We start from the raw sequence: 26396 nt of genomic DNA, 5'->3' as shown, positions 1-26396 counted from the left end.
TCTCCGGGCGGGTTTTCTTAGGGACCGCCACCTCTGCTGTCAAGCAGCCCCGCTGCGCCCGCGCCGGACCACCGCCCCCATGCCCCCCTCCCCCGCCGCTCCGGCTTCGCTCCCCCCGCGGCTGGACGTGATCGCCGTCGGTGCCCATCCGGACGATGTCGAGATCGGTTGCGGCGGAACGCTCGCCAAGCTGGCCGAGCAGGGCTACCGGGTGGGGATCGTCGATCTGACCGACGGCGAGCCGACACCCGCCTCGCCGGGGCCCGAAGTTCGGCTCGCCGAAGCCGCGCAGGCCGCCCAAATCCTCGGGGTTTCGGAGCGAATCACGCTCGATCTGCCCAACCGTCGGCTGATGGACGGCTTCGACGAGCGTGTGGCCTTGGCGAAGGTTTTCCGCCGCTGGCGGCCCCAGTTGGTGCTGGGTCTCGGGGAAAAGACCCCGCTCGCCTCGCCCGACCATTGGCAAGCCATGCAAATCACGGATGCCGCGGTCTTTTATTCGCGGCTCACCAAGTGGGACGAGCACTTCGACCACCTGCCGCCGCATCGGATCGAGGCGCAACTGTATTACTCGCTGTCGTTCTATTCACTGGATCCGCCGACGATTGGCGGCGATTTTGTCGTCGATATCAGCTCGACGCTCGCCGCAAAACTCGCCGCGGTCCGCGCGTACGCGACGCAATTCCCCCCCGAGAAGCAAGAACTCTTCGCCCGGGTCGAGGCCATGAACCGTTGGTTCGGCTCCGCCGCGGGATTTCGGGCGGGCGAACGTCTGGCCAGCCCCCGGGCGATCGGGGTCACCGATCTGATGGGGAGCTTGCACCTGAGCGCGGGCTCGCGCTCGGATAACTGATCGCACTAGCCTGTGCCGCCCGGCTCACGCCTCGCCTCCTTTCGCTTCGCCCCACCGACAGCCCCCCATGCATCCCTACGGTTGGTTAAGCCTGGCTCCGCCAGTGGTCGCTGTCGTTCTCGCGATCCTGACGAGACGGATCTTGCTCTCGGTGCTCGCGGGTCTTGCGATCGGCGCGTTGATTCTCACGGGTGGCGATCCGGTGGCTGCCCTGGTCGCGCTGTGCGAAACCCATCTGTGGCCCACGTTTGTTGATCCGGGCAAGTTGCGGCTGTTCGCCTTTACGGTGGCGATGGGGGCGACCGTGGGATTGATCCATGCGTCCGGCGGCATGCTGGGGCTTGTTAAGCTGATGGCCCCGCTCGCGCGCGGGCCCCGCAGCGGGCAGCTAACAGGGTGGGTTCTGGGCCTGATTGTCTTCTTTGACGACTACGCCAATACGCTGCTGCTGGGCGGAGCGCTCAAGCCGGTCTTCGACCGCCTTAAGCTCTCGCGCGAGAAGCTCGCTTACGTCGTGGACTCGACCGCCGCGCCCGTGGCCGGGCTGGCGCTGGTCTCGACCTGGATCGCGGTCGAGATCAGCTACATCCAAGAAGGTCTCGACAACCTGCCGGGCGGCGTGCCGGAAGAGGTTAGCGCGTTTGGCCTGTTCGTGTCTTGCTTGCCCTACCGTTTCTATGTGATTCAGGCCCTGCTGTTGGTGCCGATCATCGCGCTCACGGGGCGAGACTTCGGTCCGATGCTGCAGGCCGAGCGTCTGGCCCGGCGCGGCGAGGCGCTTCCCGAAACCGATGCCGAAGATCCCGAGCCCGCTCCGACCCCCACCCACTGGTCGAACGCGGTCTTGCCACTGGCTGCTACGCTGCTGACGGTGACTGTGCTGCTGTGGATGTCGGGGGTCGCGAACCTCGGCCAGCGCTACGACCCCGACGCCTCGCCGCTGCTGGTGCTGCGCGATGTGTTCGGTGCCGCCGACTCGGGACTTGCGCTGCAGTACGGCGGGATGGTGGGTCTGATGGTCGCGATCGGTGTGGTCAAGATCCGCCAGCTGCTGACGCCCACGCAAACCCAACGCGCTTTGGTCCGAGGCGTTTCGGCGGTGCTGCCGGCGATCGCCATCTTGTGGCTAGCAGGTGCCATGTCGCGGATGACCGGCAACCGCGATGTCTCGGGAGCCCCTACCGTCGTGGCCTACGAGCACCAAGCAGAAAGGCTCTACACGGGTGAGTTCCTCTCGGCCAAGCTGCTCGGCGAAGGCGGGACCGACATGCCCCCGCTGCTGCGGGCGTTGCTGCCCACCGGTGTGTTCCTGCTCTCGGCAGTGGTCGCGTTCTGCACGGGCACCAGCTTCGGCACGATGGGGTTGATCGTGCCCATGGTGACCCCGATCGCCTTCGGAGCGGCGGGCGATATGGCGGATCCCGCTACCGCACCCCTGGTGCTGGCCTCGATCGGTGCCGTGCTGGCCGGTGCCATCTTTGGGGATCACTGTTCGCCGATCTCGGACACGACGATCCTTTCGTCCCAAGCCAGCGGCTGCGACCACATGGCACACGTCCGTACGCAACTCCCATACGCCCTGCTGACGGCAGCGGTCTGCGTGCTGTTAGGCACGCTGCCCCTGGCGTTGGGGATCAGCGTGTGGCTGCTGCTGCCGATGCAAACGGCAAGTCTGTTGGCGTTCGTGCTGCTGCGGGCGGAGCGGGCGTAGGGCTTGGCTCGCCACGGGATAAAGCACTACGCCGACCGCGGCGACTCGCCCAATCGGCAGCCCCCCATATCGAGGTTGCCCCCCGAGACAACCAGCCCCACGCGTCGTCCTGCAAAGCGTTCGGGGGTGGTCATCACCGCTGCGAGCGGGACCGCTCCCGAGTACTCGGCAACGAGCCGTGCCTCGGCGCTGATCGTGCGAGTCGCGGCGCGAATCGTTTCTTCCTCGACAAGGATCAGGTCATCCAGCCACCGCGTTAGCACCGGCAGGGTGAGCTTCCCAACCGCCGCGCGCAGGCCATCGGCTAGGGTGTCGTAACGGGTCGGCACTTCGTTCTTGCCCGAAGCCAGGCTCCGTGCCGTATCATCGGCCCACGCCGGCTCGGCGGCGATGACTTGCACCTCGGGACGTATCGCTTTGATCGCGGTCAGCACCCCGGCCAGCAGGCCCCCGCCACTGACGGGCACAACTACCGTATCGATCTCTGGCCAGTCGTCGATCACTTCCAGGGCCAGCGTCCCCTGCCCCGCCATCACCAGCGGGTCATCATAAGGGTGCACGAGTCTTGCCCCGTAGCGCTCTTGGGCCTCGAGCGCCGCGCGCTCGCGTGCTTCGCTGGTCGGTTCACAAAGGATCGGCTCGACGCCGTAGGCACGCACCGCGGCAAGCTTGATCGGGCTCGCGTTGTGAGGCATCACCACATAGACGGGAATACCGCGTCGCGTTGCGGCACGCGCTAAAGCCGCCGCATGGTTGCCGGAAGAGTGTGTCACCACACCGCGCAGCGCCTCGTCGTCCGAGAGCGCGAACACCGCGTTGCAAGCACCCCGCGCCTTGAACGCTCCGCCATGCTGAAGCGATTCGGCCTTAAACCGCAGGTCACATCTGAGCGCTGCCGACAACGGCTCGCACGCCACGAGCGGAGTGCGCCACACGTGGGGCGCGATGCGTGTCGCTGCGGTCCGGACGTCAGCGAGCGTGATTGGTTCCAAGGGAGAAGTTCCCGCAGGGTAGTAACAGGGCGTCCACATGGCAGCAGCCGACTGGACGCTGGACCTAGGGTCGCTGATTTTTACTCCAACCGTACGATGGCTAGTAGGCGTCTTCCTCCAGCCCCTAACGCTATGCCAGTGATTCGCTGTGACGGCAGCGTGTAACTGTTCCACTGAAATTGGCGCACAAGTGGCCGCCGAGCGTTTGTTGCTCTAAAGTGGACTGTCGTGTTCGTCTGCGAGGGCACGTCTTATCCAATCCCTTTTCGAGCTGTGCCCGGATGCTTCGTTACACCGTTTGTTTCTGCTCGCTGCTGTGCCTGGTAATCACCACCTGCCCGGTCACGATAGCCCACGGCGACGATTTCGAACGCCTCGGCTGGACCCGCGTTTGGCAAGATGAGTTCGATCAGAGCACCGTTAACACCGGCGAATGGGACGTGCTCAATCGCCGTGACAGCTTCAACAACGAAAAGCAGTACTACCTGGACGATCAGGTCTCGCTCTTTGACGGCAAGCTACGCCTCACCGCGACCAACGTGCCGCTAGATGGCAAGGCGTACCGCTCCGGACTAGTACGAACGCACGAGGAATGGAGCTACGGGCGTTTTGAGATCCGCGCCGATCTGCCGACCACCCAGGGCATGTGGCCTGCCATCTGGCTGTTGCCGCGGACGGTCAACTGGCCGACCGGCGGCGAGATCGACATCATGGAGAATCGAGGCAGTCAGCCCTTTCTCACCAGCAGCGCTTACCACTGGCAGACTGACCCCAATGTGCCCTGCTGCGACCAACACCGTTACAGCTACAGCGAGTACACCGCCACCGACGCCCTCGGAGCGCCGGTGAATTTTCACGAGGGGTTCCACGACTACGCCGTCGAATGGGAGCCGAACGAGCTCCGATTCTACGTTGATGGCAATCGGCACTTTACGCTGGTCGGTGCCACGCAGCGCCCCATCTTTGACACCGCCAAGAGCCTGATCCTCAACCTAGCGGTTGGCGGCGACTTTGGCGGCGACCCCAACGGATCAACCGTCTTCCCGCAGCACTTCGATATCGAGTACGCCCGAGTGTGGCAGCGCGAGAATGGTTTCTTCGGCCTGGTTAACGGTGGTTTTGACGAGTCGCAGGGGTCTTTCAACGATTGGGAGACGTTCAACAGCACCGGCAGCAACATCACGATCGCCACGGCCGGGGCAACGACCGGCTCCAGCGCCGTGCGGTTGGCATCGCAGCAAGACGGGGTCTCTTTCGCGGGGCTCTATCAGGGCGTAGCGGTCGATGGGGGCGAGTCGCTCCGCGTGCGACTCGATTCGTTGATTCCCACCGGCGAAGCCCTGGCAGCGGGCGGTGTCGCAAGCATCAAGGTCGAGTACTACAACCAGTTCGGAGCCGGGTATCAGTCCGCCGCCTTCCTGGGCGAAGACCAGTTTATCTTGGCCGACCCAGGATCACTGACCGCGGCGTGGCGTCGGCACGAATATTTGGTTGACGTCCCCTCTGCCGCGGTCGAAGCCCGTATCTCTATCTTGCTGAATGAGGGCACCACGAGCGGAGGTGCCTTGCTCCTGGATTCTCTCTCCGTTGTTTCCGTAGACGGCATCGCCGGCGATTACAACTACGATGGCCAAGTCGATCTGGCCGACTACACCGTGTGGCGTGATGCGCTAGGTTCGACGATCAATCTGGCCGCCGACGGCAACCGCGATGGCGAGGTGAACGCCGCGGACTACACCGTCTGGGAAGCGGCGCTAAGCTCGTCCAGTGCAGCGGCTGCGGTTCCCGAACCCAGCACGCTGCTATTGACCATGCTAGCTCTCGTATCATCGCGATCGAGCCGTTTGGCCGTCCGCTCTTAATACGCACTACAGCCGGCAGTTCTTGATCTCGATCTCGAGGATTGCCTGCGCGCCGAGTTCTTCGAGCCGCTCCATCGCCCCGATCACATCGCCGCGCTTGACCATTGCGCGGACGGCATACCAGCCGGGCTGTTCGAGCCGATTCACCGTCGGCGAGCTAAACCCGGGGGTGATCTTCTCGGCCGCGGCGAGCTGCTCCTCAGGCACGTTGTATTCCAGTAGGGAATAGCCCCTGGCAATCACAACCCCTTCGCAGCGTCGCACGATTTGGGCGCATAACGCTTCGTGCTTGGTGGCGGGGTTCTGAACGAGCACGGTTTCGTAAGTCCCGATCGTGTCGAGAATCCGTAGCTTGTTCGCGGCCAGCGTGCTGCCAGTCTCGACCAGATCGACGATCGCATCGGCAATCCCCAGCGCGATCATCACTTCGACTGAGCCGGTCAGCTCGACAATGTGGCCGGTCACCCCACTCTGATTCAGGTACCGCCGCGTGACGTTGGGAAAACTCGTGGCGATGCGATCTCCCTTAAGATCCGTGGCGGACACCACCGGGCTCGATTCAGGAACGCAGACCGCCAGGCGGCATCCGCCTAGCCCCAGTTTCAACTGGGTCACAATCGCCGGGCGATCGGGCGCAGGCTCATCCACTCCCGCTTCGGCCACGAGATCGCTCCCGGTGATGCCCAGATCGATCGCTCCTTCGGCACACAGAACGGGGATATCGTCCGTACGAAGAAACGTGACATCAATCGGCTGTTCAAGGCCGAAGGACGGCTTAACCCGAGCGAAGAGGTCGCGATTCTGACGACGGAACTTGAGACCGGCATCGACGAGCAGCTCGGTCGCGAGTTCGGCGAGGCGGCCCTTGCTGGGCACGCCGATTCGTAGCGGTTCACTCACCTTCGTTAAAATCCTCGTCGGTCGTGTTTGCAAGCACCCAGGTCCGCAGCTCATCAACACTCTTGAGCGGCTTGCCCCCCTTCTCGACAAACTCGAGCAAGCGGGGGTCGATCTGCTCAGGGCTGTAGCCGCTGGGCATGCCGGTCTTAGAAGCAACGATCCACGAGTTTTGGTGGGTCTGCTCGCGGTCCTTCATGACCGACTGCGTGGCCATCTCAAACAGCGCCGCCAGGGCACCGTAGGTGGCGGTTTGGCCGTGACGCGCTAACAGCGCAATGATGTCTTCAACTCCCATGCTTCGCTCTGCTTTCTTTCTCGGTGATGCCCGACACGCCGAAGCGGCGTGCCAGTTCGGCCTCGACCTCCGCAAGTTCCACGCCTCGCCAGCGGAGCAGCACCAGCGTGTGGTACAGCAGGTCCCCCGCCTCGTAGATAAAGTGTGTGCGTCCCTCGGTGCCGGGCTCAGCAGCGGCCTCGACCAACTCGGCGGCTTCCTCGGTCACCTTGGCACCGATCTTCGCAACGCCGGCAGCCAAGAGCTTCGCTGTGTAGGACGAACTCTGCTCTGCTTGGGCCGCGCGATCACCGATGGTCCGCTCAAGCTGATCGAGCGGACGCGGTGCGGCAGGCGACGGGTTGTCGTGCAAAGCCAAACGCTCAGATGATTGAAATAAAGGCTGCGGCGACCTGTCGGGGCGGCCGATCGCGAAGCGGCCGGTTCCCGTCAGCGGGGCTGCGGACAAAACTAAGCGGGACCCGTTGGCCCTGTCTTCGAGCAACCCGCCATGGCACCGCGCAATGGCGAGCCCTATAGCTTAAACAGTATGCCTCGCGGGGACAATGAACCCCCCCCGGGCAGCATTCTTCCTTGATTCCCTCGACCGCTTCTATGGAATTCGATTTCGCCGGCAATTGCTGGTTTCTAACCGGGGCCACCGCGGCGGGGAAAACTTCCGTCGGAATCGCCCTGGCCGAGCGGCTGGGCCGCTCCGGGCCGCCGGTCGAGATCCTCTCACTGGACTCGATGGCCATCTACCGGGGCATGGACATCGGCACCGCCAAGCCCTCTGCGTCGGAGCAAGCGCTGGTTCCGCACCATCTGATCGACCTGCGCGACCCGAACCAAGAATTCAGCGTCGCCGAGTACCGCCAAGCCGCGCAAGACGTTTGCCGCCGCCTCGTTCAGCGCAACGCCACGCCGCTCTTTGTCGGCGGAACGCCGCTGTATCTAAAGTGTCTGTTACGCGGTCTGTTCGAAGGCCCTGGAGCCAACTGGGACCTCCGCCGCGAGATCGAGACCGAACTCGACCGCGTGGGGCCGGCTGCACTCCACGAACGCCTGCAGATGGTAGACCCGCTTGCCGCCTCGACGATCCATCCGAACGACGCCCGCCGGATCGTCCGCGCCCTAGAGGTGTATCGCGGCACCGGGCAACCGATCAGCCACCAGCAAATGGAGTTTGACGACGCGCGTCCGGCGGAGTCATGCCGCGTATTTGTCTTGCGACGCGACCGCATCGATCAGCACGATCGTATCGAAAAAAGGGTTGACCAGATGATCGCGGAAGGCTTTCAGCAGGAGGTCGAGGGACTGATCGCGAACGGCAAAACTCTCGGCCGCAGCGCAAGCCAAGCCGTCGGCTATCGCGAGATGATCGAGCATCTCAACGGGACAACCGATCTGGCAACCACAATCGAACGGATCCAAGCACGCACGCGGCGCTTCGCGAAACGTCAGGGAACGTGGTTCCGTAGCTTGAGCGAGTGCACGTTTGTCGATATCGGCGTCGACGAGTCGCCCGCAGCGATTGCCGAACGCATCGAACGGCTGGCCGCCGAGGGGCGTTAGCGCTTTGCCGGGCCGGGTGCCGACCGCGCACGGCAGAGCGTGGTAGAGTTGGGCAAGTAAATCGGCATGGATCAAGATTGCCCCCCCTTGCTGCCAAGCGCTCGATGAACCGTCGTCATTTCACGCGCTGTGCGGGCTTCGGATTGTTCGGTCTGGCAGCCGCTTCTGCGACAGGGTCGCGGGTTCGGCTCGGACTCGTAGAAATTCTGGCGGAGCTGCAGGGCCCCCCGTCACCGCAGTCTGTGTTCCCCCTTAGCCCGGGTCCCGCCCCTCTAGCCATGCCAGTGCATTGGCAACGGACCTACAACGGCTCGTGGAGCTGGTTGCAGCGCGAGATCTTCCTCGACGGGCAGTGGCGGCTATCGGGCATCACGATCCCGGTTCATCGCAAAACCGGCAAGCCGCTCGAGGATGCCACGGGGTATCTGGATCCCAGTGCGGCTCCCGCGGAGTTTTTTGAGCCCGACCCGCTCGCTGCCGAGTACGAAATCGCGATGCCTGACGAAGGCGTATCAACCTCGACCGATCAGCCCGGCCCCGACGCGCTTCCCGAGCGACGGGCCCGCCACGGCCGGCCGCCCAGCCGTTGGCTGCGGACCCTCAACGCCGCTGAACTGAGCCTGTGGCTCACCACGATCGATCCGCCCGAGGCGGGCGTCTCGGGGATGACCTTCCTCGAACACCTGACGCGTGACCACGGCTTCGACGCCGAGCGGGTCGCGGGACTGCTCGCAGCGGACCAAGAAAAACTGCACGCCGCAGCCCATCACGGGTACTGAGAGCCTGAACGGGCAGGGCTGCTAGCCAACCTCAGGCGTCACGCCGGCTAGCGAAGTACGCCAGCTGGGCCAAGGTGTCGCGTGCCGAACCGGCTGGCAGGACCGCTAGTTCGCTAACGGCGAGTTCGGCGTACTCTTGGGCCCGGCGCTGGGCGTAGGCCACCCCGCCAACGGCCTCGACGAGCTTGCGGACTTCAGCGCGAGAAGTCGTTGAAGGTGCCCTCAGCCAAGTTTCGAGCGAATTTCGCGGGCCGTTCACCAAGCTGTCACGCGTGTAGATCAGCGGAAGGGTGATCTTTTGCTTGGCGAGGTCGGCACCGGCGGTTTTGCCGGTCTCTTCTTCCTCTCCAACTAGGTCCAACAGATCGTCGGCAATCTGGAACGCCATGCCAAGATTGCGGCCGTACGCTTCCAGCCCTGCCGTAACTTGCTGGTCGGCACCAGCGAACAACGCACCCAGGCGGCAGCAGCAGGCACAGAGTTCGGCCGTCTTGCCGTCGATGATCGCCAGATAGTCGGCTTCGGACAGGTTCAGCTCGCCTTCGGACAGGGTCTGCCGCAGCTCGCCGTGGCAGACGCGATTGGTCGAGCGACCGATCAGTCGGCACGCCTCGGCCGCACGGGCGCTGTCTTCGATCGTGCTCGCCAAATAGAAGGCGTGGGAGAACAGGAAATCTCCCAACAGCACGCTGGTTTCATTTCCCCACCGAGCGTTGACCGTATCGACGTGGCGGCGCAGCGAGGCCTCGTCTAGCACGTCGTCGTGTACCAGGGTGGCCGTGTGGATCATTTCCACGACGACCGCCAGCAGATCGTGATCGGGGGTCAGCGAGCCGATCGCGTCGCCCGCCAGCAGCACGAGCGCCGGACGCAGCCGCTTGCCACCCAGCCGGTAGCCGTGCCGCACCACCGCATCGACGCGGGGGTCGTCGCTGCGGAGCTCGGCTTGCAGCCGCTCCTCGACGCGTGCCAAGGCATCGCCGACGGTATTGAAGAGCAGACGCACCGCGGGCCCGGTCGGGGCGGGCGTGGCATCGGAGCCGGTCTTGGTAGGTAAAGGAAGCCGCATTGCCTAACTCGGGTCCGGAGCGGAGGACCTGCGGGATTGTAAGACTTGCCGCCGCCGGATGTTAGGGCGTGCGGAGACCCAGTTTACTAACGGGCCCCCTGCCTGTCTGACCACCCGGGATCGGTAAAAGCGGGGAAACGCTTGTCTAAAAGAGTACCCGCGATGCCCCCCTGCCGTTAACTCCACCCCCACAATGACCAGAGGCCCGTTCGCACGGGGCGAACGGGCCTCTGAGACTTGTCGGATTTGAGCGGGGAGAGGATTTCTCCGGCCGCCGCCTGATTCTCGATCGTAAGGGGTCAAGGTTTAAGCAACCGCTGCCCCAGCCGGTCGATTTCAGACCAGCTCTTTCTTGGCACCGATCAGCGTCCGCAGACGCTCGGCGAGCAGTGCCGCATCGAATGGCTTCTTGAACGTCTCGTTGATGGTCGAGCGGTCGAAGCTGGTGCTCGAGCCGTCGTCCGGCAGGAGAGCAATCAGGATCGTATCCGCGAAATCGGCATTGCGACGCAGATTCTGGCAGATCTGCAACGCTTCGACGTGACCCACTGAGAAGTCAACAATAATGCAGTCGGGGTGGAAGCTTTCTGCTTGGATGCCCGCCTCAAAACCGCTAGCAGCCGTCGAAGTGCGGAACGCACGCTCGGCCGGCAGCTCTCGCTTGAGGTTCTCGATGAGCACCTGATCCTGCGCGACGATGAGCACCTTGGCCATCGCCTCGTCCTCAAGATCGCCCAGCGGCATGCCGTGCTCTTTGAGGAACCGAATCAAATACTCCCGCGGAATGCGCCGGTCTTGCGATCCGGGAATCCGGTAGCCCTTAAGGCGACCAGAGTCGAACCACTTGCTCACGGTGCGCGGGGCGACCTTACAGATCTTGGCGACCTGACCCGTCGTGAAGACCTTCATCGCGCTCTCCATTCTCTCTTGGCTGTTTACAGCGGGAACACACAACATCGGTTGGATCACCGGTGCTACGTGCTGTTAGCCCCTCGCGTGCTGGTGCCGTCCGGTTTGGCGAACGATTCCCTGCTGCCAGGTTTCGGCAAACCGGGCACGCGTCTGGGTCGGGGTCCGTTAAGTGTGGGGTGTGCTTCGTACGGTTTGGGTCAGGTCCTTCTGATCCGCTCCTTCGTACAACTCGCATCGGCTGCGAAAGTCTTCCGGGTTCGGAGAATGCTGTCGTGTTCGGCGGTCTTGGAGGGAAAGCCCTCGGACAACCGGCACAACCCGCACCACTTCCCCCGGTAGAACGCTCTTGGCCGACACACGCGAGCCGCACGCGCTTCAAACGGGCGGACGGGGCGGCAGAGGGGGGCTGGCGCATTCGGGGCCGCGTCCGAAACGGTCTGTGACCAGACCGCCGGTGTGGCTCCGATACGGCATCAATCGGACAGATTGAAGCAGGCTCCCCCCTGCGGTGCCCCCATCCGCTTGTCCGGGCCGGTGTATCCGACTCGGACAGGGGGCAACCCGTCCGAAACTTATCTTCGTTACAACCCCCCCACGGACTTTAGGGCGGGTTGGCATCGGCGTGCCAAGTGTTAAGAAATCGCGGTTTCTGGCACCCGGGCCCCGGCGAATCCCCAAACTATTTGCCGGCAATCCTTGCCAAAGGCTTCACGCTGCCCGCGACGCTGGCGCCTGTTCGGCCGGGGCGTTGTGCGGCAGGCGGATGTGGCCGTCTTCTCCGACATCCTCAAATCGCACCGAGACCTGCTTCGAGACACCCGACTCCTGCATGGTTACGCCGTACAGCGTGTCCGCGGCGGACATGGTGCGTTTGCTATGGGTCACAACCACAAACTGGGTCGATCTCATGAACTCGCGGATGACGGCCGCAAAGCGACCCACGTTCGCTTCGTCCAAGGCGGCATCCACTTCGTCCAGAATGCAGAAGGGCCCCGGTTTGCTGCGGAACATCGCCAGCAACAGCGCAACGCAGGTCATGGTCTTCTCGCCGCCCGACAACAGCGACAGGCTGCGGAGCGTCTTGCCCGGCGGCGAAGCGACGATCTCCACGCCGCTCTCAAGCGGATCTTCGCTGTCCTGGGTCATCACCAGGTCTGCCTGCCCGCCGCCGAAGAGCTGCACAAACAATTCGCGGAACTGCGTACGCACCTCCTCAAAGCACGCAACATACACCCGCCGGGTGTCGTTGTTGATGCGTGTCGTTAGCCGCACGAGCGAGGTTTTGGCTTGGCTCAGGTCGCGGAGTTGCCCCGCCAGTTGCTCGTAACGGTTCTCTAGCCCTTCGAGTTCGTCAAGCGCCTCGGCGTTGACCGGGCCCGCATTCTGCAGGGCCGCTCTGAGCGACTCGACCTCCGTGCGAAGCGCGGTGCGATCAACCGCCTCGGCTGACCATTCAGGATCAGCGAGCGCGTGCTGAACGACCGCCTGTAGGTCGATCCCGTAATCATCGCGGAGCCGCTCGCTGAGCGAGCTTCTCTCCAGGCGAAGCTGCTGCCGGCGCAGGTCGATCGGCTTGAGCCGCTCCGACGATGCCGCGTTCGCGCGGCGGATCTCCTCAATCGCTTCGACAACTTGCGTGCGGGCAGCGCGGGCTGCCGATTCCGTCTGCTCCGCCATCCGCTGATCGCTTTGGGCGATCTCGAGCCGAAGCACCGCCAGCGATCTTTCAGCCGAGCGATTCAACCAATCGAGTTCGGCAACACTCGCCGCGTCACGGGCTTCGCGCACGGCTCGCTCGGCCTTTTCCCGAGGCCCCCCATCGCTCGGTTCCACAAGCACAGCGGGGCTGACGCGTAAGGAACGCACCAGCGTTTCGTGCCGCGTGACCGCCTCGGCGGTTTCGTGCTCACGAGCCAAGGTGGCGGCGTGCGTCGCGTCGGCCCAACTCCGCCAGCGAACCAGCCGATCGGTCCGACGCCGTTCGAGCGTGAGCTGCCCCGCTCCCGTTGGATCGGTTGCGAGCCGGCTTTGACGATCCGCTAACTCTGCCCGCTCTTGTTCGGTGGCTGCGATCGCAGTGGTCAGTTCGGCGATCCGGACCGCCGACTGTTTGGTGCGCTCTTCGAGCTTGGCAGCCTGCTGTAGCGCGGCTGAAAGCCGATCGCGCTCCGTGGCGAGCAACTCATCGCGATCGTGAAGCGCCGTGTCGGCTTGAGAAAGACTTTCTTCCAGTGCCCTGATCTGGGTTTCGCGTTCCCCGTTTTTGCTATGCTCTAAATCGATGCGGCCCTGCAATTGCTCGGCTTCACGACGACGCAGCTCTGCCAGATGGTGATCGCCCGTCGGCCCGAGCGACACCTCTCCGCGGGCGTGAACCACCTCGCAATCGGTCGTCACGAAGGTCAGCCCCCGACCCACGGTACGCGACAACCGGAGTGCGGCAGGAAGTGATTGCACAAACCAACAACGGCCTAACAGCTTTTGCACGAGAGCCTCGAACCGCGGCTCGACCTCGACAAAGTCGAGCGCACGACCGATCACCTCTTGCTCACGCCGTAGATCCAGATGATCGATGGCCCCCAGCGTCATCGACTCGGCTACCGGTTCGAAGCAGATCCGGAAACTCAAGGAATCGGGCCGATCCGCGTGGCGTGCCATCAGCTCGTCCAGCGACTCGACCGCTACGTGGTGCGTAGCGGCTCCCAGAGCTGCTTCCACCAAGGGGGCGAAGTCAAGATCCACATGGAGCAGATCGGCCACCAGCCCCACCGCGTTGCCGTCATCGCCGCACAGGTTGGCAACCTCCCGATTAAGCCGTTGCAGCCGTTCGTGTTCCTCGGCCAGCGCATCGAGACGCCGCTGATCGGTCAAGAGATTGGCTGCCGCGAGCGCCTGCTCGCTGCGCAGCGTGGCGAGTTTTTCCGCGTCCGCGGTGCGTTGCCGACGGGCTTCTCGGCCAGCGGCTTCGATCCGTGCCAGACGATCCGTAGCGGCGTCGCGTTGCTCGATTGCCGACTTCAACGCCGCGGCATGCTCATCGGGTCCGATTTTTGCGTGCTCTGCTTCGAGCCGTCCCCGCTGCTGCTCAACCGCGGCGAGGCGATCGCCCAGCCTTCGCAGTTCCTCCGTCCTTGTGGCATGAAGGGTTTGCCCTTCGGTCAGCCTGCTGACCGCCGCTTCGTGTCGCGCTACGACCCGCTCACGCAGCTCTCCAACGCGGCGTGAACGGCTCGCTAGTTGCGCAAGTTTCTGCCGTAATCGGTCTTGCTCCTGGACCGCAGCACGTTGCGCCGCAGCCGCTTCATCGCGACGCTGGTCAACCACGGTCGCTTGAAGCTGTGCTCGTTGCCGGCACAACTCTGCCTGGGCACGGAGAACCGCGGGCAGCGTTTCACCGCGGCGGCGCGTGGCGTCTTCGATCCGAGCCGTCGCTTTTCCGACACGTTCACGACAAGACGCGACCTGGTCGGCAGCCCTCCGACGCTGCAACTCGGCCTCTTGAGGATCGCGCAACGAGGCGAGCGATTCGCTCAGTCGGCGGACCTCGTTGTCTGCCTGCGCGACATGGCTCTGAAGCTGACTTTGCTGCCCTTCGAGGCGACGATCCTCCTCCACCAGCCGCGCGTAGTCAGCGGTCGCAAGCTCGGTCCGCGCCTCACGTAGCCGGCGGGTCTGCTCGCGATGCTTCTGGGCTTTGCCCGCTTGGGAGCGGACTCGCCGCAGCCGGCCTTCAACTTCGTCCACCAAGTCGGAGAGCCGCTTTAGATTCTGCTCAACCCGTTCAAGCCGTCGCTCGGCTTCACGCTTTTTCAGGCGATAGCGGCTGATGCCTGCGGCCTCTTCAAACAGGCTGCGTCGCTCCTGCGGAGAAGCCTGCAAAGCCGCATCCACCCGTCCCTGCTCGATGATGCTGTACGAACCGGCACCGACTCCGGTACCGGCGAGCAGCTCGCGAAAATCGCGCAAGCGGCAAGCCCTACCGTTGATCAGGTACTCGCCCTCGCCGCTGCGGTAGACGCGCCGCGTGAGGCGGACCTCGGTCGCATCCAGATCAAACCAGCGGCGCTCGCCCTCGCCCGGCTCGGGGTTGTCAAAGGTGAGCGTCACCTCAGCCGCGTTGAGGGGACGGCGCTCCCCGGCACCACCGAAGATGACATCCGTCATCTCCGACCCGCGCAGACTCTTGGGGCTCTGAGAACCGAGCACCCATTTAACCGCATCGACGACGTTCGACTTGCCCGAGCCATTGGGCCCGACGACCACCGTCACGCCCGCGGGAAACTCGAAGCGCGTTTTGTCCGCAAAGCTCTTGAAGCCGGCGAGTTCCAGCGACTTGAGCATCTTGGGACGGGGGGCAGAGTTCGGGGCGGCTCGTTCGACAACCGCTCATCAAGACGCGGCGTTGATATCGGGCTCTCGACCGACGCCTCACCAACGGGCAGGCTAACGCTGATTGGAAAACAGGTCGGGAACAGGCGTCGCGACGCGATAACTGCCGGGAGCGGTCGTGTCGTCGAGTTCAGTCATATCGGAACCTTCTCCGGCCGAGCCGTCAGAAGCGGCTTGTGCCAACTCCTCGTCGGCCTCCATCTCGCGCCCCGCGCGGGGGATCGCATCCACGCGGAAACGGCTCGGCAGGGCACCGCTGTTCTTCGCTTGCTGCAGAGCTTGGACCACGTCGGGATAGACGCCTCCGAGCTCGACAATCGCCCGGATCACTTCTTCGACGTCCGCACTCACCACGCGGCGTTTGGTCTCGGCTTCGCCAGCGGTGATGCGTGTCACAACCACTTCGTTATGGGTCATGCCGTTAATGAGTATCTCGGTCCCCGCGTCGAGCACCATGGGCAGCTCAAACTGCTGCCCCGCTCCGAAGAGCACAATCTCGGGCCTGCGGCTGCGGGTAACGTGGACCATCTTCGGTCCTTCGATATCCAGCACGTGGAATCCGAATTGTCCGCCCAGTTCTTCGCCGCGGATGAGCGGATCGCCGGCATTCATCGCCCGCAGGGCGCGGAACGCACCGTAGCGTGTTTCGGCACTCTTGCTCGACAACAGTAAACGGAGCGAGTCGTAGGCGTTCACGTCATCCATAGCGCTTAGCGCGGCAAGAGCGTGGACACGTAGAGCGGGTTCGTCTCGGGCCGCCTCAGCGAGCGCTTTCACGCCCGCGGTTTGATCCAAGTAAGCGAGGGCTTCGGCCGAGTAGAACCGCACCTCAAGATCTTTTGATTCGAGTCCCTTCAGCAGCGGTGCGATGGCCAGTTCGCCGCCGATTGCCTCGAGCCGCAATGCCGCACGCGAAGTGGTAAGCGGGTCTAGCAACTGCTTGCTGAGCAGCTGGGCACGCTCGATCCGCGCGGTGGCGGTCTCTTGCAGGGCGATGCTGCGCACCACACGGACGTAACGCCCAACGTTGTCTTTGTAGCGTGGGTGGACACGCAGCTTGATGAACTCGTCGTTCTTGGCCTCGGCGACACCGATCTGGCGTCCGCGTTCGTAGGCCTGAAAGCGTTCGTTTACGGCTTTGGCGATCGATTGGGTCATCCGCACCGAGACGTGGTTGTTGCCCACAATTAAACCCAGATCGCGTGTGCGGAGAGAGACACCGCCGCTGAGCACGCGGCCCCGTGTCGCTAGGGCGTCGCCGCTGGCGTCCGCCGATGGATCGACCAGAACGGCTCCCTCGGCGCGGGCCCACAGGTGTCCTTCGCGGATCTGCTGGCCCAGCACCGCGAGCTGGGTCATGTCGGCTTCCAGCAAGCGGCCGCCGCGCAGACTGGTAGTCTCGCTACGCGATGTGGTGCGGACTTCAACGTCGAACCGATCGCCTTTCTGCACGCCGGGGGGCAAGAAGCCCCGCACCAGCACCAGCGACGTCGTGGGCGACGCGAGCACCGCGTTGGGTTTATCCACTTTACGCCGGTTCATCTCGTCGAGCAGCGTGGCACGCTGCGTCGATTGCACGGGGTCAGAACCCGTTCCGTCCAGGCCCGTTACGAGTCCCACCGACTCGACCTTCACCCAATCCATGCCATACGGATGGGCGTATCGGGAAATCAGCGGGGTGCCTTCTTCTTCGCCCAGCTTTTCGAGCTGCTCGGCGGTTTCTTTTCCGCCGCGCAGCGAGAGCATCGCGCAGCCCACCGATGGCAGGAGAGTCAGCAAGCAAATCCAGCGGACGGCGTCGAACGGCTTCATGCCTACGAACGCTCCGAGTTGGCGGCAAGAACGGGGGGTGCGATCCGCATCCGTGCGGCCGCAGCGACGCGGGACGTTAGAGATTCTTGGCTGCCGGAGCAAGAACATCCGGGCCCCGCTTACGCTGGAATAATGTGCAAGCAGACCTCATGGTGGGTCTCATGGCGGGTCCGAGCCCCCTCCCCCCCACGGATGGCACCTCAAGAGCCGCGTTAGGCTCTTCCAGCCGCCCCGCCACGGCCCGTAACGCCGTAGCGCCTGCAGGGCATAGTTGCTGCATGTGGGCGAGTAGCGGCAAGCCTGGCCGAAGACGGGGCTCAGCCACCACTGATAGCAGCGGACCGCGCCGAGGAGCGCAAGCTGCAGCAAGGCGTTTGTCGCAGCGATCAGAAACCGAAAGCTCGCTAGCATCCGGTTTGCGGTGGTGGAACCGCCTCGCCGGATCCAGAAGCAGGAGGGACTGCCCGGCGTTCTGATTTTTGCCGCAGTTTGTCGGCCAGACGGGTCAGCGAGTTCGCCACTTCCAAAAGCGTCGGTTCGTCGCGCTGGCGGGGAACGCAGACCAGATCCATCGCGGGCAGCTTGTGCTGGTTCAGGCGAAAGGCGGCACGCAAGAGCCGCTTCCAGCGATTTCGCCGTACGGCGTTACCTACCTTGCGAGACACGACGAGCCCCAGCCGAGGGTGTTCGAGGCCGCTGGGCTTGGCATGAATCACCAGCACGCCGTCTCCGGCGCTCAGCCGCTGTGCAAACGTTGCATCGAACTCCGCGGTGCGGAGCAAGCGGCTAGCGCGCGGGAACTTGCCGCGATGCGTCTCTCGGCCGGAAGGGTCGGCTACCACCTGAGCTCCTTACGGGGCTCCCCGGTATACCGATCGGCGATTTCTGCGAGCGTGTTGGCGTCGGCCGGGCTAAGAGCTTCGGGCAGCAAGATCTGAAGTTCGACGAACAAGTCACCGGGGTTGTCGCTCGTCTGCACGCCGTGTCCGCGAACGCGGAGCTTCTTGCCGCTGGAGACCCCCGGGGGCACGGTAAGCGTGATGGTTCCTTTGGGCGTCGGGACGTCGATCTTAGCCCCGCGCGCCGCTTCGGCCAGGGTGATCGGTGCCACCACGTCGAGCCGGTTACCGGTACGGCGATAGAAAGGGTGCGGTGCCACATGGACCGTCAGCAGCAGGTCGCCGCTCGCGCCATTGTTGGGCGAGGGATCGCCCTGGCCCCGCAAGCGGATTTTTTTTCCGTCCGTGACGCCCGCCGGGATCTTCACGCTCAGCGTTTCGGTCCCGGTACCTTCACGCTGCAAGGCGAGCGAAGCAGAACCGCCCAACACGGCCGTCGCAAACGGGACGGTGATCGCATGCTGGATATCGCTGCCGCGTTGCGGTGCGCGCCCGGCGGCCGAACGGCCGCGCGGATCGCCGCCGCCAAAATGCTTGAAGAGATCGGCAAAACCCCCCTGGCCACCCGGAGCGCCCCGGCCGGCTTGTCCACGACCGACACCGCCGAACAGATCGTTCAGATCAAAATCAAAGGACTGCCCCCCGCCAAACGGAGACCCTCCCGGGCCGCCTGCCCCGTGCTGCTCAAAAGCCGGTCCGAAGCGGTCGTACTGCTCACGCTTCTTGGGATCGTTCAACACCTCGAACGCGACCTGAACCTCTTGAAACTTCTTCTTCGCGTCCGCATTGTCCCGGTTGAGGTCGGGGTGGTACTTGCGGGCGAGCTCGCGATAGGCGCGACGGACCTCTTCTTGGTTGGCCCCTTTGGCGACTCCAAGGACTTCGTAGTGGTCGCGGGCCATCGGGGGCGAGTTCGGGTTGGATCGCACGGTTTCTAACGAACAGTCTTAGTCTATCGAGTGATCGCACCAGGGGAACGGGCACCCCGCTGCGCATGCTAGGCTCTACACATATGAAGAGGCCCCTATCACTACGAAATTTAGCGGTCCTGGTTCTTGCCGTGACACTCGGCCCCGGTCCAGCCGCGGCGCGACGGCCGGACGGGGTGCTGACCCTGGAAGTGGTCGATTCCGTAACAAGCGAGCCCCTGCCGGTCCGGATTGAGCTGCGGGACGCCCGCGGGCGGACCGTCCGCTCCCGCGATTGGGGCCAAGCCGGTTTGGGCGATCACGCCTATCTCGAGGGGCGGACCGAACTGGGCCTCCGCCGCGGAGCCTACCGATTTTTGGTCGATCCAGGGCCCGAGTACCGCACCCAAGCGGGCCACTTCGAGATCGATCGCTACGCCGATGACAGCGAACGAATCGAGGCCCGCCGCTTCGCCAATCTGGCCGAAGAAGGGTGGGTAGCGTTCGACCCGCAGTGTCAGCGGGCCCCGGCAGACCGTGCGATCGCCCTGCGGGCCGAACGCCTCAGCGACGCTTCTTGCTTGACACACTGGGGCGGACCTGAGGGCTGGCAAGCGGTAGACGACCGCCTTGGGGATAAGTCTCGCAGCAACGACACCGCGCCGATCGTAGCTTGGTGGCACGGACCGGAGGGCACATGCTGGCTTTACGCGGTCGATCAAGCGCTCACCGCCGACGATTTGCCCAATCTCTCCCAGCAAGTTGCCACGCGGCTTGCCGCCGCCCGCCAAAGCGGTTGGCGCATCGTCGCGACGCTCGATAGTTCCGATCTGCTTCTGTGGGCCGCTGTTGAAGCGCTCGACGCCGTTTGGCTACTGGACGGTACAGCATCGGCCGACAATCAAGCCGGCCAGGATCGGTTGCGGACCTACTACGATCTGCTGAACGCTGGTGTGCCGTTGCCTCCGCTGGCCGGCAGCGGCTCGGGAATCGCACCGCTTACAAACAAGAAAAAGGCCGCCCGCATCGAACGCCCGCTCGGCGACCAGCGCACTTGGACACGCGGTGCCCCTGCCGATGACCTGGCGGATTTCTGGACGGCGGTCGAGCTGGGGCAGGTTGTCGTGAGCAACGGCCCGTTGTTGCGCCCAACTGCCGAGGGGCTTCAGCCTGGCGGTTCGTTTGAGACCGCGCCCGATAGGCCGCTAGAAGTGCTCATCGGGCTAAATCTGGCTACCAGAGAGACCGTGGACTATCTGGAGGTGGTCGCCGACGGCGAGATGGTGATGACGGTGCGGTTGGCCGAATGGTCGGCGGCGGGAGGTAAGCTTCCGCCGCTCGAGATCAGCAAGCACCGCTGGTTCGCGATCCGCGCGATCACGACCGCCGAAGATCGGTTGCAGTTGGCGCATTCGGGTCCATGGTACGTCGAGAGAGCCGCCCCCGGCCGGGGCCAGCTCTCGGAACCACTGCGTGAACAGCTGCAAGAAGCAGCCCGTCGCGCCTCTGGCAACGACCCCGCGGCGTTTCGCGCCGCACAAGTTCGCTGGCCCGAAGCCTTGACTGATTCCGCAGCGGGTGCGCAGGCCAACGACTGAACAGCGATCGTCTGACAGCCGGTTCGCTTGAGCACAGCTGTCCGGCCCACTAGATTCGGTGTGTGGAAACTACCGCTGGCCCTCTCCCCACACCGCAGGAGCCAACCGCGTGGCTTTGCCCCAGCCCAAGCAGTTTGAGCCGCTCCCCGATCACAAGAAGCTCCCCTCGATCACTCGGCTTGCCGGTCGGGGGATCTCGGATCTGAGTTTTCTAGAAAAGTCGTTGCTCTTTGCTGAGCTGTCGCGCGCCGCTTATTTTAACCGCGATATCGCCGGTCAACTGGCAGAAGAGGTTGGTCTGCCCGAGGTGCGGTTCTACGATCGTGATGGCGCGCAGGCGTACATCTTTGGCGGCGACGAGGACGCCGTCGTCTGTTGCCGGGGGACGGAGCCGCACGAATGGAACGACATTCGCGCTGACATAAACGCCTTGACCGACGCCGCCGAAACGATCGGCCGAGTGCATCGCGGCTTCAAACGCGAAGTGGACGACCTCTGGCCCCGGCTGGAGCAGGCGCTAGTGAGCAATGAGCGCACCCTGTGGTTCACGGGGCATTCGCTCGGGGGCGCGATGACCGCCATCTGTGCGGGGCGCTGCTATCTGTCGCACATCCGCTCGAACCCGGAGGCGGTCTTCACCTTCGGCGCGCCGCGTGTTGGAGACAAGCGCTACGTCAACCACGTGGACCTCCCGTACTATCGGTGGGTGAACAACAACGACATCGTGCCACGCGTGCCGCCCCGTTGGATGGGTTATCGGCACTCTGGCGCTGAGATCTACCTGAACCGGCGCGGGCGGATCTCGAGTGTCTCCGGGCTGTTTAAAGCCCGCGATCGCTGGTGGGGCTTTGTCCGCACCCTGCGTCGCTGGCGCATCGATCACTTCAGCGATCACCTGATGAGCGAGTACCTGCGGGCGATCCGCATCGCCGTTGAGCAGGAAGAAACTGGGGGAACCCCTAAGGCGCTCCTCCGCCTGTTAGAAAAAGCGGCGTCTCGGGCAAGGCCGACAGCCCCCTCGCCAGCAGCAACTGCTCCTGCAGCACCCGCTCCGACGCCTGCGACTGATGACGCTGGCCTGCCCCACCAGACGACCCCAAGTACAGGGCAGCAGAAGGTGTGAACCGGTCGGTGCCGCTAATGCAGCAGCGCCGGATCGCCCCGAAAGACGCGGGGCACCACGGGCCAACCACGGGTCAGAAAGTACGCGTAAGTCCCGGCGGGGAAGTCGGGCGTCACCCCGTGCCGACCGTTGCACTCATCTAAATCGCCGAGCCCGGGGACATATTCGTAATCCTGTACGAAGGCACCATCGTAGGGCCCGGTGGGCTCGTCCCCTCCCGGTCGTTCGCCCGATCGCAGGCGGTAGCTCGAAGCAACCTCTTGGATCGCCGAGCCCGCATCCGCGGCATGGGCGTAACCGTACAGCGCATAGATTGGGAAGCCGTCCGCCGCCCAGCCAACCAAGGGCGAGTGCGCCTCGGCTGACACGCCAATTTCCTCGAGCAGTTTGGTTGGCAAACCGTGGTAGTGGTATTTGCCCGTCGGCTGAACGTGGGCGTGGTTCTCGTCGATGCCCAGTGGGATCGCCCCTCCCAAAGCCTCGTAGTTCCATCCGGAGCGATGGTTGCCCTGCCAAACCTCCGCCGTTCCCGGATCGAAGGTCACGCCGTTCACTGCCACCCCGAACACCCGTCGCCCCCGTTCGCCGATGCGAGTGGTTCGAGGAGCTATCCGCGGATTCAGGGGCACGTTGAAGCGGTGCCGTTGCGCACGGATCGTGTTGGGATTACCAGGGTTGGGAAACCGTCCCACCCGGTGTTCGGGAATACCGTTGGACTGGACCTCTCGGACCTCGTTTGATTGGCTAGTTTCGACCCTTCCGTCGACCGGCGGGGCTTGATCGGCCACGATCAGCTCAAGCGGCTGCGCCATCGTGGCCGTGTGGCGACGCGCCCACGGGCGTTGGGCCACCACGACCGCAGCGATCCCGACGAGGGCAAGAACGGCACACACAATTTTGCGAGGCGGACACTTGAGCACGAGAAACCCTCAGCTTCGCGAGAACCGCCCCGAAGACCTCCGAGGCGTTCTCTTACAACCCACGTTCTGCGAGAGGGTGCCGTCGAAAACTGAAAAATCTTACCGAGGCGCTCTCTTATCCGCCCGATGACTTGGCTTGGTAGCCTCGCCCGCGCAAGCGTTCGACGACCTTGTCACGATGGTCCCCTTGCAGCAGGAGCTCGCCCTCCGAGACACCGCCACCGACGCCCAGTTCAGCCTGAAGCTGTTTGAGGAGCGCCTTCTGCTCTTCCTTCGGCAAGGTGAGCCCGGCAATCACTGTCGTCCACTTGCCGCGGCGTCGCTCCCTGCGCACACGCGGGTGCTGCTGCTCCGCTGGGGGCTGCGGTGCCACCTTCGGCGGGCAAACGCAGGACTGGACCAGCTGCCCACACTCTTCGCAACGAACCGGCCGCTCGAGCGGCGTGCCGTCAAAGAGTCCTGCCATCCGTGCAACTTTTTCTGATGCCTATGAGCGGGTGTCCGTACGGGATGCGTTTCATTCCTTGACTCCGCCAACCGTCAGCCCGCTCACAAGGTGCTTACTCAATACCAAGAAGACCATCACGACAGGCAGGCTTACAAGGAGCGATGCCGCGGCGTAAAGCCCCCACTGTGTGCTCATGCTGGCTTGAAAGCTCTTCAAACCCAACGGCAAGGTGAACATGTCCGAATCCTGTAGCACCTGTGCAGCGACCAAGTACTCGCTCCAAGCGCTCATAAAGCTGAACAGCGCCGTGATAACCAGACCGGGGGTCGCGAGAGGCAGGATCACCTTGGTGAAAGACTGCCACCGCGTGCAGCCATCAATCCGGGCCGCCTCTTCCAGCGCGGGCGGAATCGTATCGTAGAAGCCCTTCATCTGCCAGACGCAGAACGGCAATGCGGTCGACACATAAAACACGCCCAACCCCAGGAACGTATTGACCAGCCCCAGCTTCGCGATCATCAGATACAGGGGCAGCAACAGCATAGTTGCGGGGAACATCTGCGTGGTCAGGATCGAGATCATCATCGCCTGCCGCCCGGCAAACCGAAAACGGCTGAACGCGTAGCCACCGATCGCCGCGACTGCCACGCCGGTCGCTGTCACCGCCAAAGAAACCAGCAATGAATTGCCCATCCACCGCAAGAAAGGCTGCTCGGTGAACAGCTGGCGGTAGGAATCGAGCGTGGCGTTCTCGGGAATCAGCTGCCACTCGGTCGAGCGGAGCCGATCGCCTGGTCGGAGCGAGATCGAGATCACGTCCATCACCGGCCACAAGCTGACCGCGACAAACAGCAGCAGCACCGCGTGCCGCGCTGTGGTGAGAAGCCAGGGTTCGCGTACTCCGGATTGCATGGGGGGCTCGCGCCTAGACGCCTTCCGCTGCTTTGGTCTGCCTCAAAAACGCGGCTGAGAAAGCGAGCAGCATGGCAAAAATGATCATTGATAACGCGGCTCCGTACCCGTACTGGTACAGATTAAAGACCGCCTTGTAGACGTAGCTCACCAGGATATGGGTCTGATCGGCCGGCTCACCGCCGTTGGAGACCAGCCACACCACATTGAGATTGTTGAAGGTCCAGACGCTGCCCAGCACGATCGCGGGTAGCAACACCGGCTTGAGCATCGGCACGGTGATGTTCCAGAACTGTTGCCAGCGCGTGGCCCGGTCGATACGCGCGGCCTCGTACATATCTTGCGGGATGCCCTGCAAGCCGCCGAGCGTGATGACCATCATGAAGGGGAAGCCGAGCCACACGTTAGCAACGATACACGCCGCGAACGCTGGCCCTGCTTCGGTCAGCCAGTTGATCGTCGGCAGGTCGAGCCAGCTCGGCAGCCAAGCATTCATGGAGCGCACCAACTGATTGACGACTCCAAACTCGGCGTCGAACATCCCCCGCCAAGTGAGCGCGGTAATGTACGCCGGCACGGCCCAGGGGATCACCAGCAAGATGCGGTAGAGGCTCTTGCCGATGACGGGCCCGTGCAGCATCACGGCCAGAAATACGCCGATCGCAACGTGAAAGCTCACGTTGATCACCGTCCAAAAGACGGTCTTAAGAAACACGGGCCAAAAGTTCTTCGCGTCGGCACCGCTGAAGGCGTTCCAATAATTTTGCAGCCCCACGACCTGCCACTCTCGGAAATTCTGCAACGACATGTTCGAGAACGAGAGCACGACGTTGTACGCCAGCGGAAAGACCACCGTGACAAAAATCAGCAGCATCGCGGGGGCCGCCAACGCGTACGCCAATCGGTTGGTGGGAAAATCCTGGCGAAGCCGGCGGTACCAACCCGCAAGCCCCCACACCAAGGCCGCGAGCAGTCCGACGCCGCCGATCCGCACCACCCACACCGAGGCGTCGGGCCGCACGTCGCTCTTGAGAGTCGCGATCTTGGCGATCGCCGAGGCCTGCATCTGCGCGGTCGCCTCGGCCGGCGTGGCGTCGCCCCCCATGATCCGCTGGTAGGGCGGTCGCATCGCGTCCCAGACCGCACGGATCTCAAGCGAGGTTGGCATCGCGCGCCCCCGCTCCAATTGAGCAAGCGAAGCGGCGAGGATCGGATCGCTCTGGCGGGCGGCCTCTTCGCGGATCGTCAGCCGCGAGGGAAGCACCTTCTGCCGTTCCAAGAACGCGCGCTGCGTCGCCTCGCTCGTGAGGAAACGGATCACCCGCCCCGCCGCCTCTTCACGGTCGCCGGTCGCCGCGACACTCATGCTATAGCCCTTGGCCGCCACCATCGGTGACATTGGCAGCCCCGTTGACGATACATCGGGCAACGGGGCCACCGCGGCCTCGATCTCATCGGCGGCAAGATGCCCCGCCCAGCTCCAATCGCCATCGATCAGCATGGCCGCCTTACCCGAGCGGAACAACTCGCTCGCGGTGTTGTAGTCGGCGGAAAGCGGCAGCACGCCGTGCTCGTTACGGAGCGAAGCCACAAAGGCGTACGCCTCGCGCGCCTCAGGCGTATCAAGCGTGGGGACAAACTCACCTCGTGCGGCGCGCTGCTCGTCGAAAACCCAAGCTCCGTAGCCGGTTAGAAAGGGCACCACAAAAAACGGTTCGGTGTAGTTCCACACCAAACCGTAGCGCTCGGGACGCCCGTCGCCGTTCTCATCGACGGTGTTTTGCTTCGCTAGTGCGAGCAACTCGTCGGTGGTGCGCGGGGGGGTAGGGATCAGGCGTCGGTCATAAACCAACGCTAAGTGATTGCCGAATCGATCCCCCACCAGCAGCAGCGGACGCGTGTCCGCATTCTGCGCTTCCGCTTTGGTTTCGCCGGAGCCGTTGTCTTCTGCGGGAGGGCCAGCACGCTCATCGGGAGGGGCATCGCCCGGGGGAGCAAACGAACCGTAGATGAGGGCCCGCGGATCAAAGTCAGCCCGCTCCGATTCATCGATCCAGGGACGCAGGTCTCGCAGCGCACCGATCTCGGCGTAAACCCCCACGGTATCGGCGGGGCCATAAACGATATCGGGGCCGCGGCCCACGAGCACGGCCGACTCGAGTCCGCTCCGCAGCTCTTCGGTTTCCTTGTAGACCTCGCGGACCGTGACGCCCGGATTGTCTTTCTCGAAGAGCCTGAGGCGTTCGGCCAGAACCGCCCGATCGCCGGGACGCATCTGATGCCAGAGCACTACCGTTGTTTGCGGGGGCCCCTCCAGGGCACAACCGGTGGCAAGCAGCAGCAACGCCAGATACGCAAGGCGATGATACAAGCAAGTGAGCGGCAAAGTCGGGCGGGCCCCAGCGGGACTCGACGCATCGTTAACCGCACGCTTCATCAGGCCATCGCCTTTCCAGGATC

General features: G+C 63.9%; 22 protein-coding genes. 7 read left to right on the top strand and 15 right to left on the bottom strand.

Features of this window, described 5'->3' with window-relative positions; all coding sequences use genetic code 11:
• Nucleotides 1-79: 79 nt before the first annotated feature.
• Entirely contained in the window at nt 80-853 is a 774-nt protein-coding gene (locus tag Pla111_RS01915; RefSeq protein ID WP_146570827.1) for a PIG-L family deacetylase, read from the top strand.
• A gap of 67 nt (nt 854-920) precedes the next feature.
• Complete coding sequence (locus Pla111_RS01910) at nt 921-2564, top strand: Na+/H+ antiporter NhaC family protein (RefSeq protein ID WP_146570825.1); 1644 nt, start codon at nt 921-923, stop codon at nt 2562-2564.
• Between the two features lie 26 nt (nt 2565-2590).
• On the opposite strand, the gene Pla111_RS01905 is transcribed toward Pla111_RS01910, so the two are convergent.
• The gene (locus Pla111_RS01905) at nt 2591-3556 is read right to left on the bottom strand and encodes a threonine ammonia-lyase (protein ID WP_197524670.1); all 966 of its coding nucleotides are present in this window, start codon (nt 3554-3556) and stop codon (nt 2591-2593) included.
• 281 nt (nt 3557-3837) lie between these two features.
• On the opposite strand from Pla111_RS01905, the gene Pla111_RS01900 reads away from it, so the two are divergent.
• The gene (locus tag Pla111_RS01900; RefSeq protein ID WP_146570821.1) at nt 3838-5418 is read left to right on the top strand and encodes a family 16 glycosylhydrolase; all 1581 of its coding nucleotides are present in this window, start codon (nt 3838-3840) and stop codon (nt 5416-5418) included.
• 6 nt (nt 5419-5424) lie between these two features.
• On the opposite strand, the gene hisG is transcribed toward Pla111_RS01900, so the two are convergent.
• The 3 genes from hisG to hisE are packed head-to-tail and all read right to left on the bottom strand — an operon-like array spanning nt 5425 to nt 6965.
• The gene (hisG, locus tag Pla111_RS01895; RefSeq protein ID WP_391581003.1) at nt 5425-6318 is read right to left on the bottom strand and encodes an ATP phosphoribosyltransferase; all 894 of its coding nucleotides are present in this window, start codon (nt 6316-6318) and stop codon (nt 5425-5427) included.
• The gene (locus Pla111_RS01890) at nt 6311-6613 is read right to left on the bottom strand and encodes a hypothetical protein (protein WP_146570817.1); all 303 of its coding nucleotides are present in this window, start codon (nt 6611-6613) and stop codon (nt 6311-6313) included. The genes hisG and Pla111_RS01890 overlap by 8 nt, the downstream gene beginning before the upstream one ends.
• On the bottom strand, nt 6603-6965 hold the full coding sequence (gene hisE, locus Pla111_RS01885) for a phosphoribosyl-ATP diphosphatase (RefSeq protein WP_146570815.1): 363 nt from the start codon (nt 6963-6965) through the stop codon (nt 6603-6605). The genes Pla111_RS01890 and hisE overlap by 11 nt, the downstream gene beginning before the upstream one ends.
• Nucleotides 6966-7207: 242 nt before the next feature.
• Here hisE and miaA point away from each other — a divergent pair, with 242 nt between their 5' ends.
• Complete coding sequence (miaA, locus tag Pla111_RS01880) at nt 7208-8167, top strand: tRNA (adenosine(37)-N6)-dimethylallyltransferase MiaA (protein WP_146570813.1); 960 nt, start codon at nt 7208-7210, stop codon at nt 8165-8167.
• A 278-nt stretch (nt 8168-8445) separates the two neighbouring features.
• On the top strand, nt 8446-8946 hold the full coding sequence (locus Pla111_RS01875) for a hypothetical protein (RefSeq protein ID WP_146570811.1): 501 nt from the start codon (nt 8446-8448) through the stop codon (nt 8944-8946).
• A 31-nt stretch (nt 8947-8977) separates the two neighbouring features.
• Here the strand turns inward: Pla111_RS01875 and Pla111_RS01870 are convergent, their stop codons facing one another.
• From Pla111_RS01870 to Pla111_RS01840, 7 genes are all read right to left on the bottom strand, one after another.
• Nucleotides 8978-10015 carry a polyprenyl synthetase family protein gene (locus Pla111_RS01870; protein WP_146570809.1) on the bottom strand — a complete coding sequence of 346 codons (1038 nt, stop codon included), beginning with the start codon at nt 10013-10015 and terminating at the stop codon, nt 8978-8980.
• Between the two features lie 336 nt (nt 10016-10351).
• Nucleotides 10352-10924: a helix-turn-helix domain-containing protein gene (locus tag Pla111_RS01865; RefSeq protein ID WP_146570807.1), complete on the bottom strand. Its 573-nt coding sequence runs from the start codon at nt 10922-10924 to the stop codon at nt 10352-10354.
• Between the two features lie 711 nt (nt 10925-11635).
• Nucleotides 11636-15268 (bottom strand): chromosome segregation protein SMC, encoded by a 3633-nt coding sequence (gene smc, locus Pla111_RS01860; protein WP_146570805.1) that lies wholly within the window; start codon nt 15266-15268, stop codon nt 11636-11638.
• 102 nt (nt 15269-15370) lie between these two features.
• Nucleotides 15371-17128 carry a flagellar basal body P-ring protein FlgI gene (locus Pla111_RS01855; protein ID WP_197524669.1) on the bottom strand — a complete coding sequence of 586 codons (1758 nt, stop codon included), beginning with the start codon at nt 17126-17128 and terminating at the stop codon, nt 15371-15373.
• Between the two features lie 159 nt (nt 17129-17287).
• On the bottom strand, nt 17288-17539 hold the full coding sequence (gene yidD / locus Pla111_RS01850) for a membrane protein insertion efficiency factor YidD (RefSeq protein WP_146570802.1): 252 nt from the start codon (nt 17537-17539) through the stop codon (nt 17288-17290).
• Complete coding sequence (gene rnpA, locus Pla111_RS01845; protein ID WP_146570800.1) at nt 17533-17970, bottom strand: ribonuclease P protein component; 438 nt, start codon at nt 17968-17970, stop codon at nt 17533-17535. Before rnpA ends, yidD begins: the two co-directional genes overlap by 7 nt.
• Nucleotides 17964-18929: a DnaJ C-terminal domain-containing protein gene (locus Pla111_RS01840; protein ID WP_146570798.1), complete on the bottom strand. Its 966-nt coding sequence runs from the start codon at nt 18927-18929 to the stop codon at nt 17964-17966. Before Pla111_RS01840 ends, rnpA begins: the two co-directional genes overlap by 7 nt.
• Nucleotides 18930-19087: 158 nt before the next feature.
• On the opposite strand from Pla111_RS01840, the gene Pla111_RS01835 reads away from it, so the two are divergent.
• Both Pla111_RS01835 and Pla111_RS01830 read left to right on the top strand, forming a co-directional pair.
• Nucleotides 19088-20533, top strand: a complete 1446-nt coding sequence (locus tag Pla111_RS01835; protein ID WP_146570796.1) for a hypothetical protein — start codon at nt 19088-19090, stop codon at nt 20531-20533.
• Nucleotides 20534-20642: 109 nt separating this feature from the next.
• Entirely contained in the window at nt 20643-21656 is a 1014-nt protein-coding gene (locus Pla111_RS01830; RefSeq protein WP_231930563.1) for a lipase family protein, read from the top strand.
• A gap of 14 nt (nt 21657-21670) precedes the next feature.
• Here the strand turns inward: Pla111_RS01830 and Pla111_RS01825 are convergent, their stop codons facing one another.
• The 4 genes from Pla111_RS01825 to Pla111_RS01810 all read right to left on the bottom strand — a co-directional run bounded on the left by Pla111_RS01825 (nt 21671) and on the right by Pla111_RS01810 (nt 26373).
• Complete coding sequence (locus tag Pla111_RS01825) at nt 21671-22576, bottom strand: YHYH protein (protein ID WP_197524668.1); 906 nt, start codon at nt 22574-22576, stop codon at nt 21671-21673.
• A gap of 115 nt (nt 22577-22691) precedes the next feature.
• The gene (locus Pla111_RS01820; protein WP_146570792.1) at nt 22692-23042 is read right to left on the bottom strand and encodes a translation initiation factor; all 351 of its coding nucleotides are present in this window, start codon (nt 23040-23042) and stop codon (nt 22692-22694) included.
• Between the two features lie 51 nt (nt 23043-23093).
• Nucleotides 23094-23936 (bottom strand): sugar ABC transporter permease, encoded by an 843-nt coding sequence (locus Pla111_RS01815; RefSeq protein ID WP_146570790.1) that lies wholly within the window; start codon nt 23934-23936, stop codon nt 23094-23096.
• Nucleotides 23937-23949: 13 nt separating this feature from the next.
• Entirely contained in the window at nt 23950-26373 is a 2424-nt protein-coding gene (locus Pla111_RS01810) for an extracellular solute-binding protein (RefSeq protein WP_146570788.1), read from the bottom strand.
• Nucleotides 26374-26396 lie beyond the last annotated feature (23 nt).

Origin of the sequence: Botrimarina hoheduenensis (genome assembly GCF_007859815.1) — a bacterium.
Lineage (GTDB): Bacteria > Planctomycetota > Planctomycetia > Pirellulales > Lacipirellulaceae > Botrimarina > Botrimarina hoheduenensis.
This window is presented reverse-complemented; position numbering and strand designations above follow the sequence as displayed.

Coding starts and splice junctions, on each gene's coding strand:
- Pla111_RS01865 (WP_146570807.1), bottom strand. CDS start 10,924: ATGAAGGTCTTCACGACGGGTCAGGTCGCCAAGATCTGTAAGGTCGCC.
- miaA (WP_146570813.1), top strand. CDS start 7,208: ATGGAATTCGATTTCGCCGGCAATTGCTGGTTTCTAACCGGGGCCACC.
- yidD (WP_146570802.1), bottom strand. CDS start 17,539: ATGCTAGCGAGCTTTCGGTTTCTGATCGCTGCGACAAACGCCTTGCTG.
- Pla111_RS01855 (WP_197524669.1), bottom strand. CDS start 17,128: ATGAAGCCGTTCGACGCCGTCCGCTGGATTTGCTTGCTGACTCTCCTG.
- Pla111_RS01840 (WP_146570798.1), bottom strand. CDS start 18,929: ATGGCCCGCGACCACTACGAAGTCCTTGGAGTCGCCAAAGGGGCCAAC.
- Pla111_RS01890 (WP_146570817.1), bottom strand. CDS start 6,613: ATGGGAGTTGAAGACATCATTGCGCTGTTAGCGCGTCACGGCCAAACC.
- Pla111_RS01910 (WP_146570825.1), top strand. CDS start 921: ATGCATCCCTACGGTTGGTTAAGCCTGGCTCCGCCAGTGGTCGCTGTC.
- Pla111_RS01815 (WP_146570790.1), bottom strand. CDS start 23,936: ATGCAATCCGGAGTACGCGAACCCTGGCTTCTCACCACAGCGCGGCAC.
- Pla111_RS01900 (WP_146570821.1), top strand. CDS start 3,838: ATGCTTCGTTACACCGTTTGTTTCTGCTCGCTGCTGTGCCTGGTAATC.
- smc (WP_146570805.1), bottom strand. CDS start 15,268: ATGCTCAAGTCGCTGGAACTCGCCGGCTTCAAGAGCTTTGCGGACAAA.
- Pla111_RS01870 (WP_146570809.1), bottom strand. CDS start 10,015: ATGCGGCTTCCTTTACCTACCAAGACCGGCTCCGATGCCACGCCCGCC.
- Pla111_RS01810 (WP_146570788.1), bottom strand. CDS start 26,373: ATGAAGCGTGCGGTTAACGATGCGTCGAGTCCCGCTGGGGCCCGCCCG.
- Pla111_RS01820 (WP_146570792.1), bottom strand. CDS start 23,042: ATGGCAGGACTCTTTGACGGCACGCCGCTCGAGCGGCCGGTTCGTTGC.
- Pla111_RS01915 (WP_146570827.1), top strand. CDS start 80: ATGCCCCCCTCCCCCGCCGCTCCGGCTTCGCTCCCCCCGCGGCTGGAC.
- Pla111_RS01875 (WP_146570811.1), top strand. CDS start 8,446: ATGCCAGTGCATTGGCAACGGACCTACAACGGCTCGTGGAGCTGGTTG.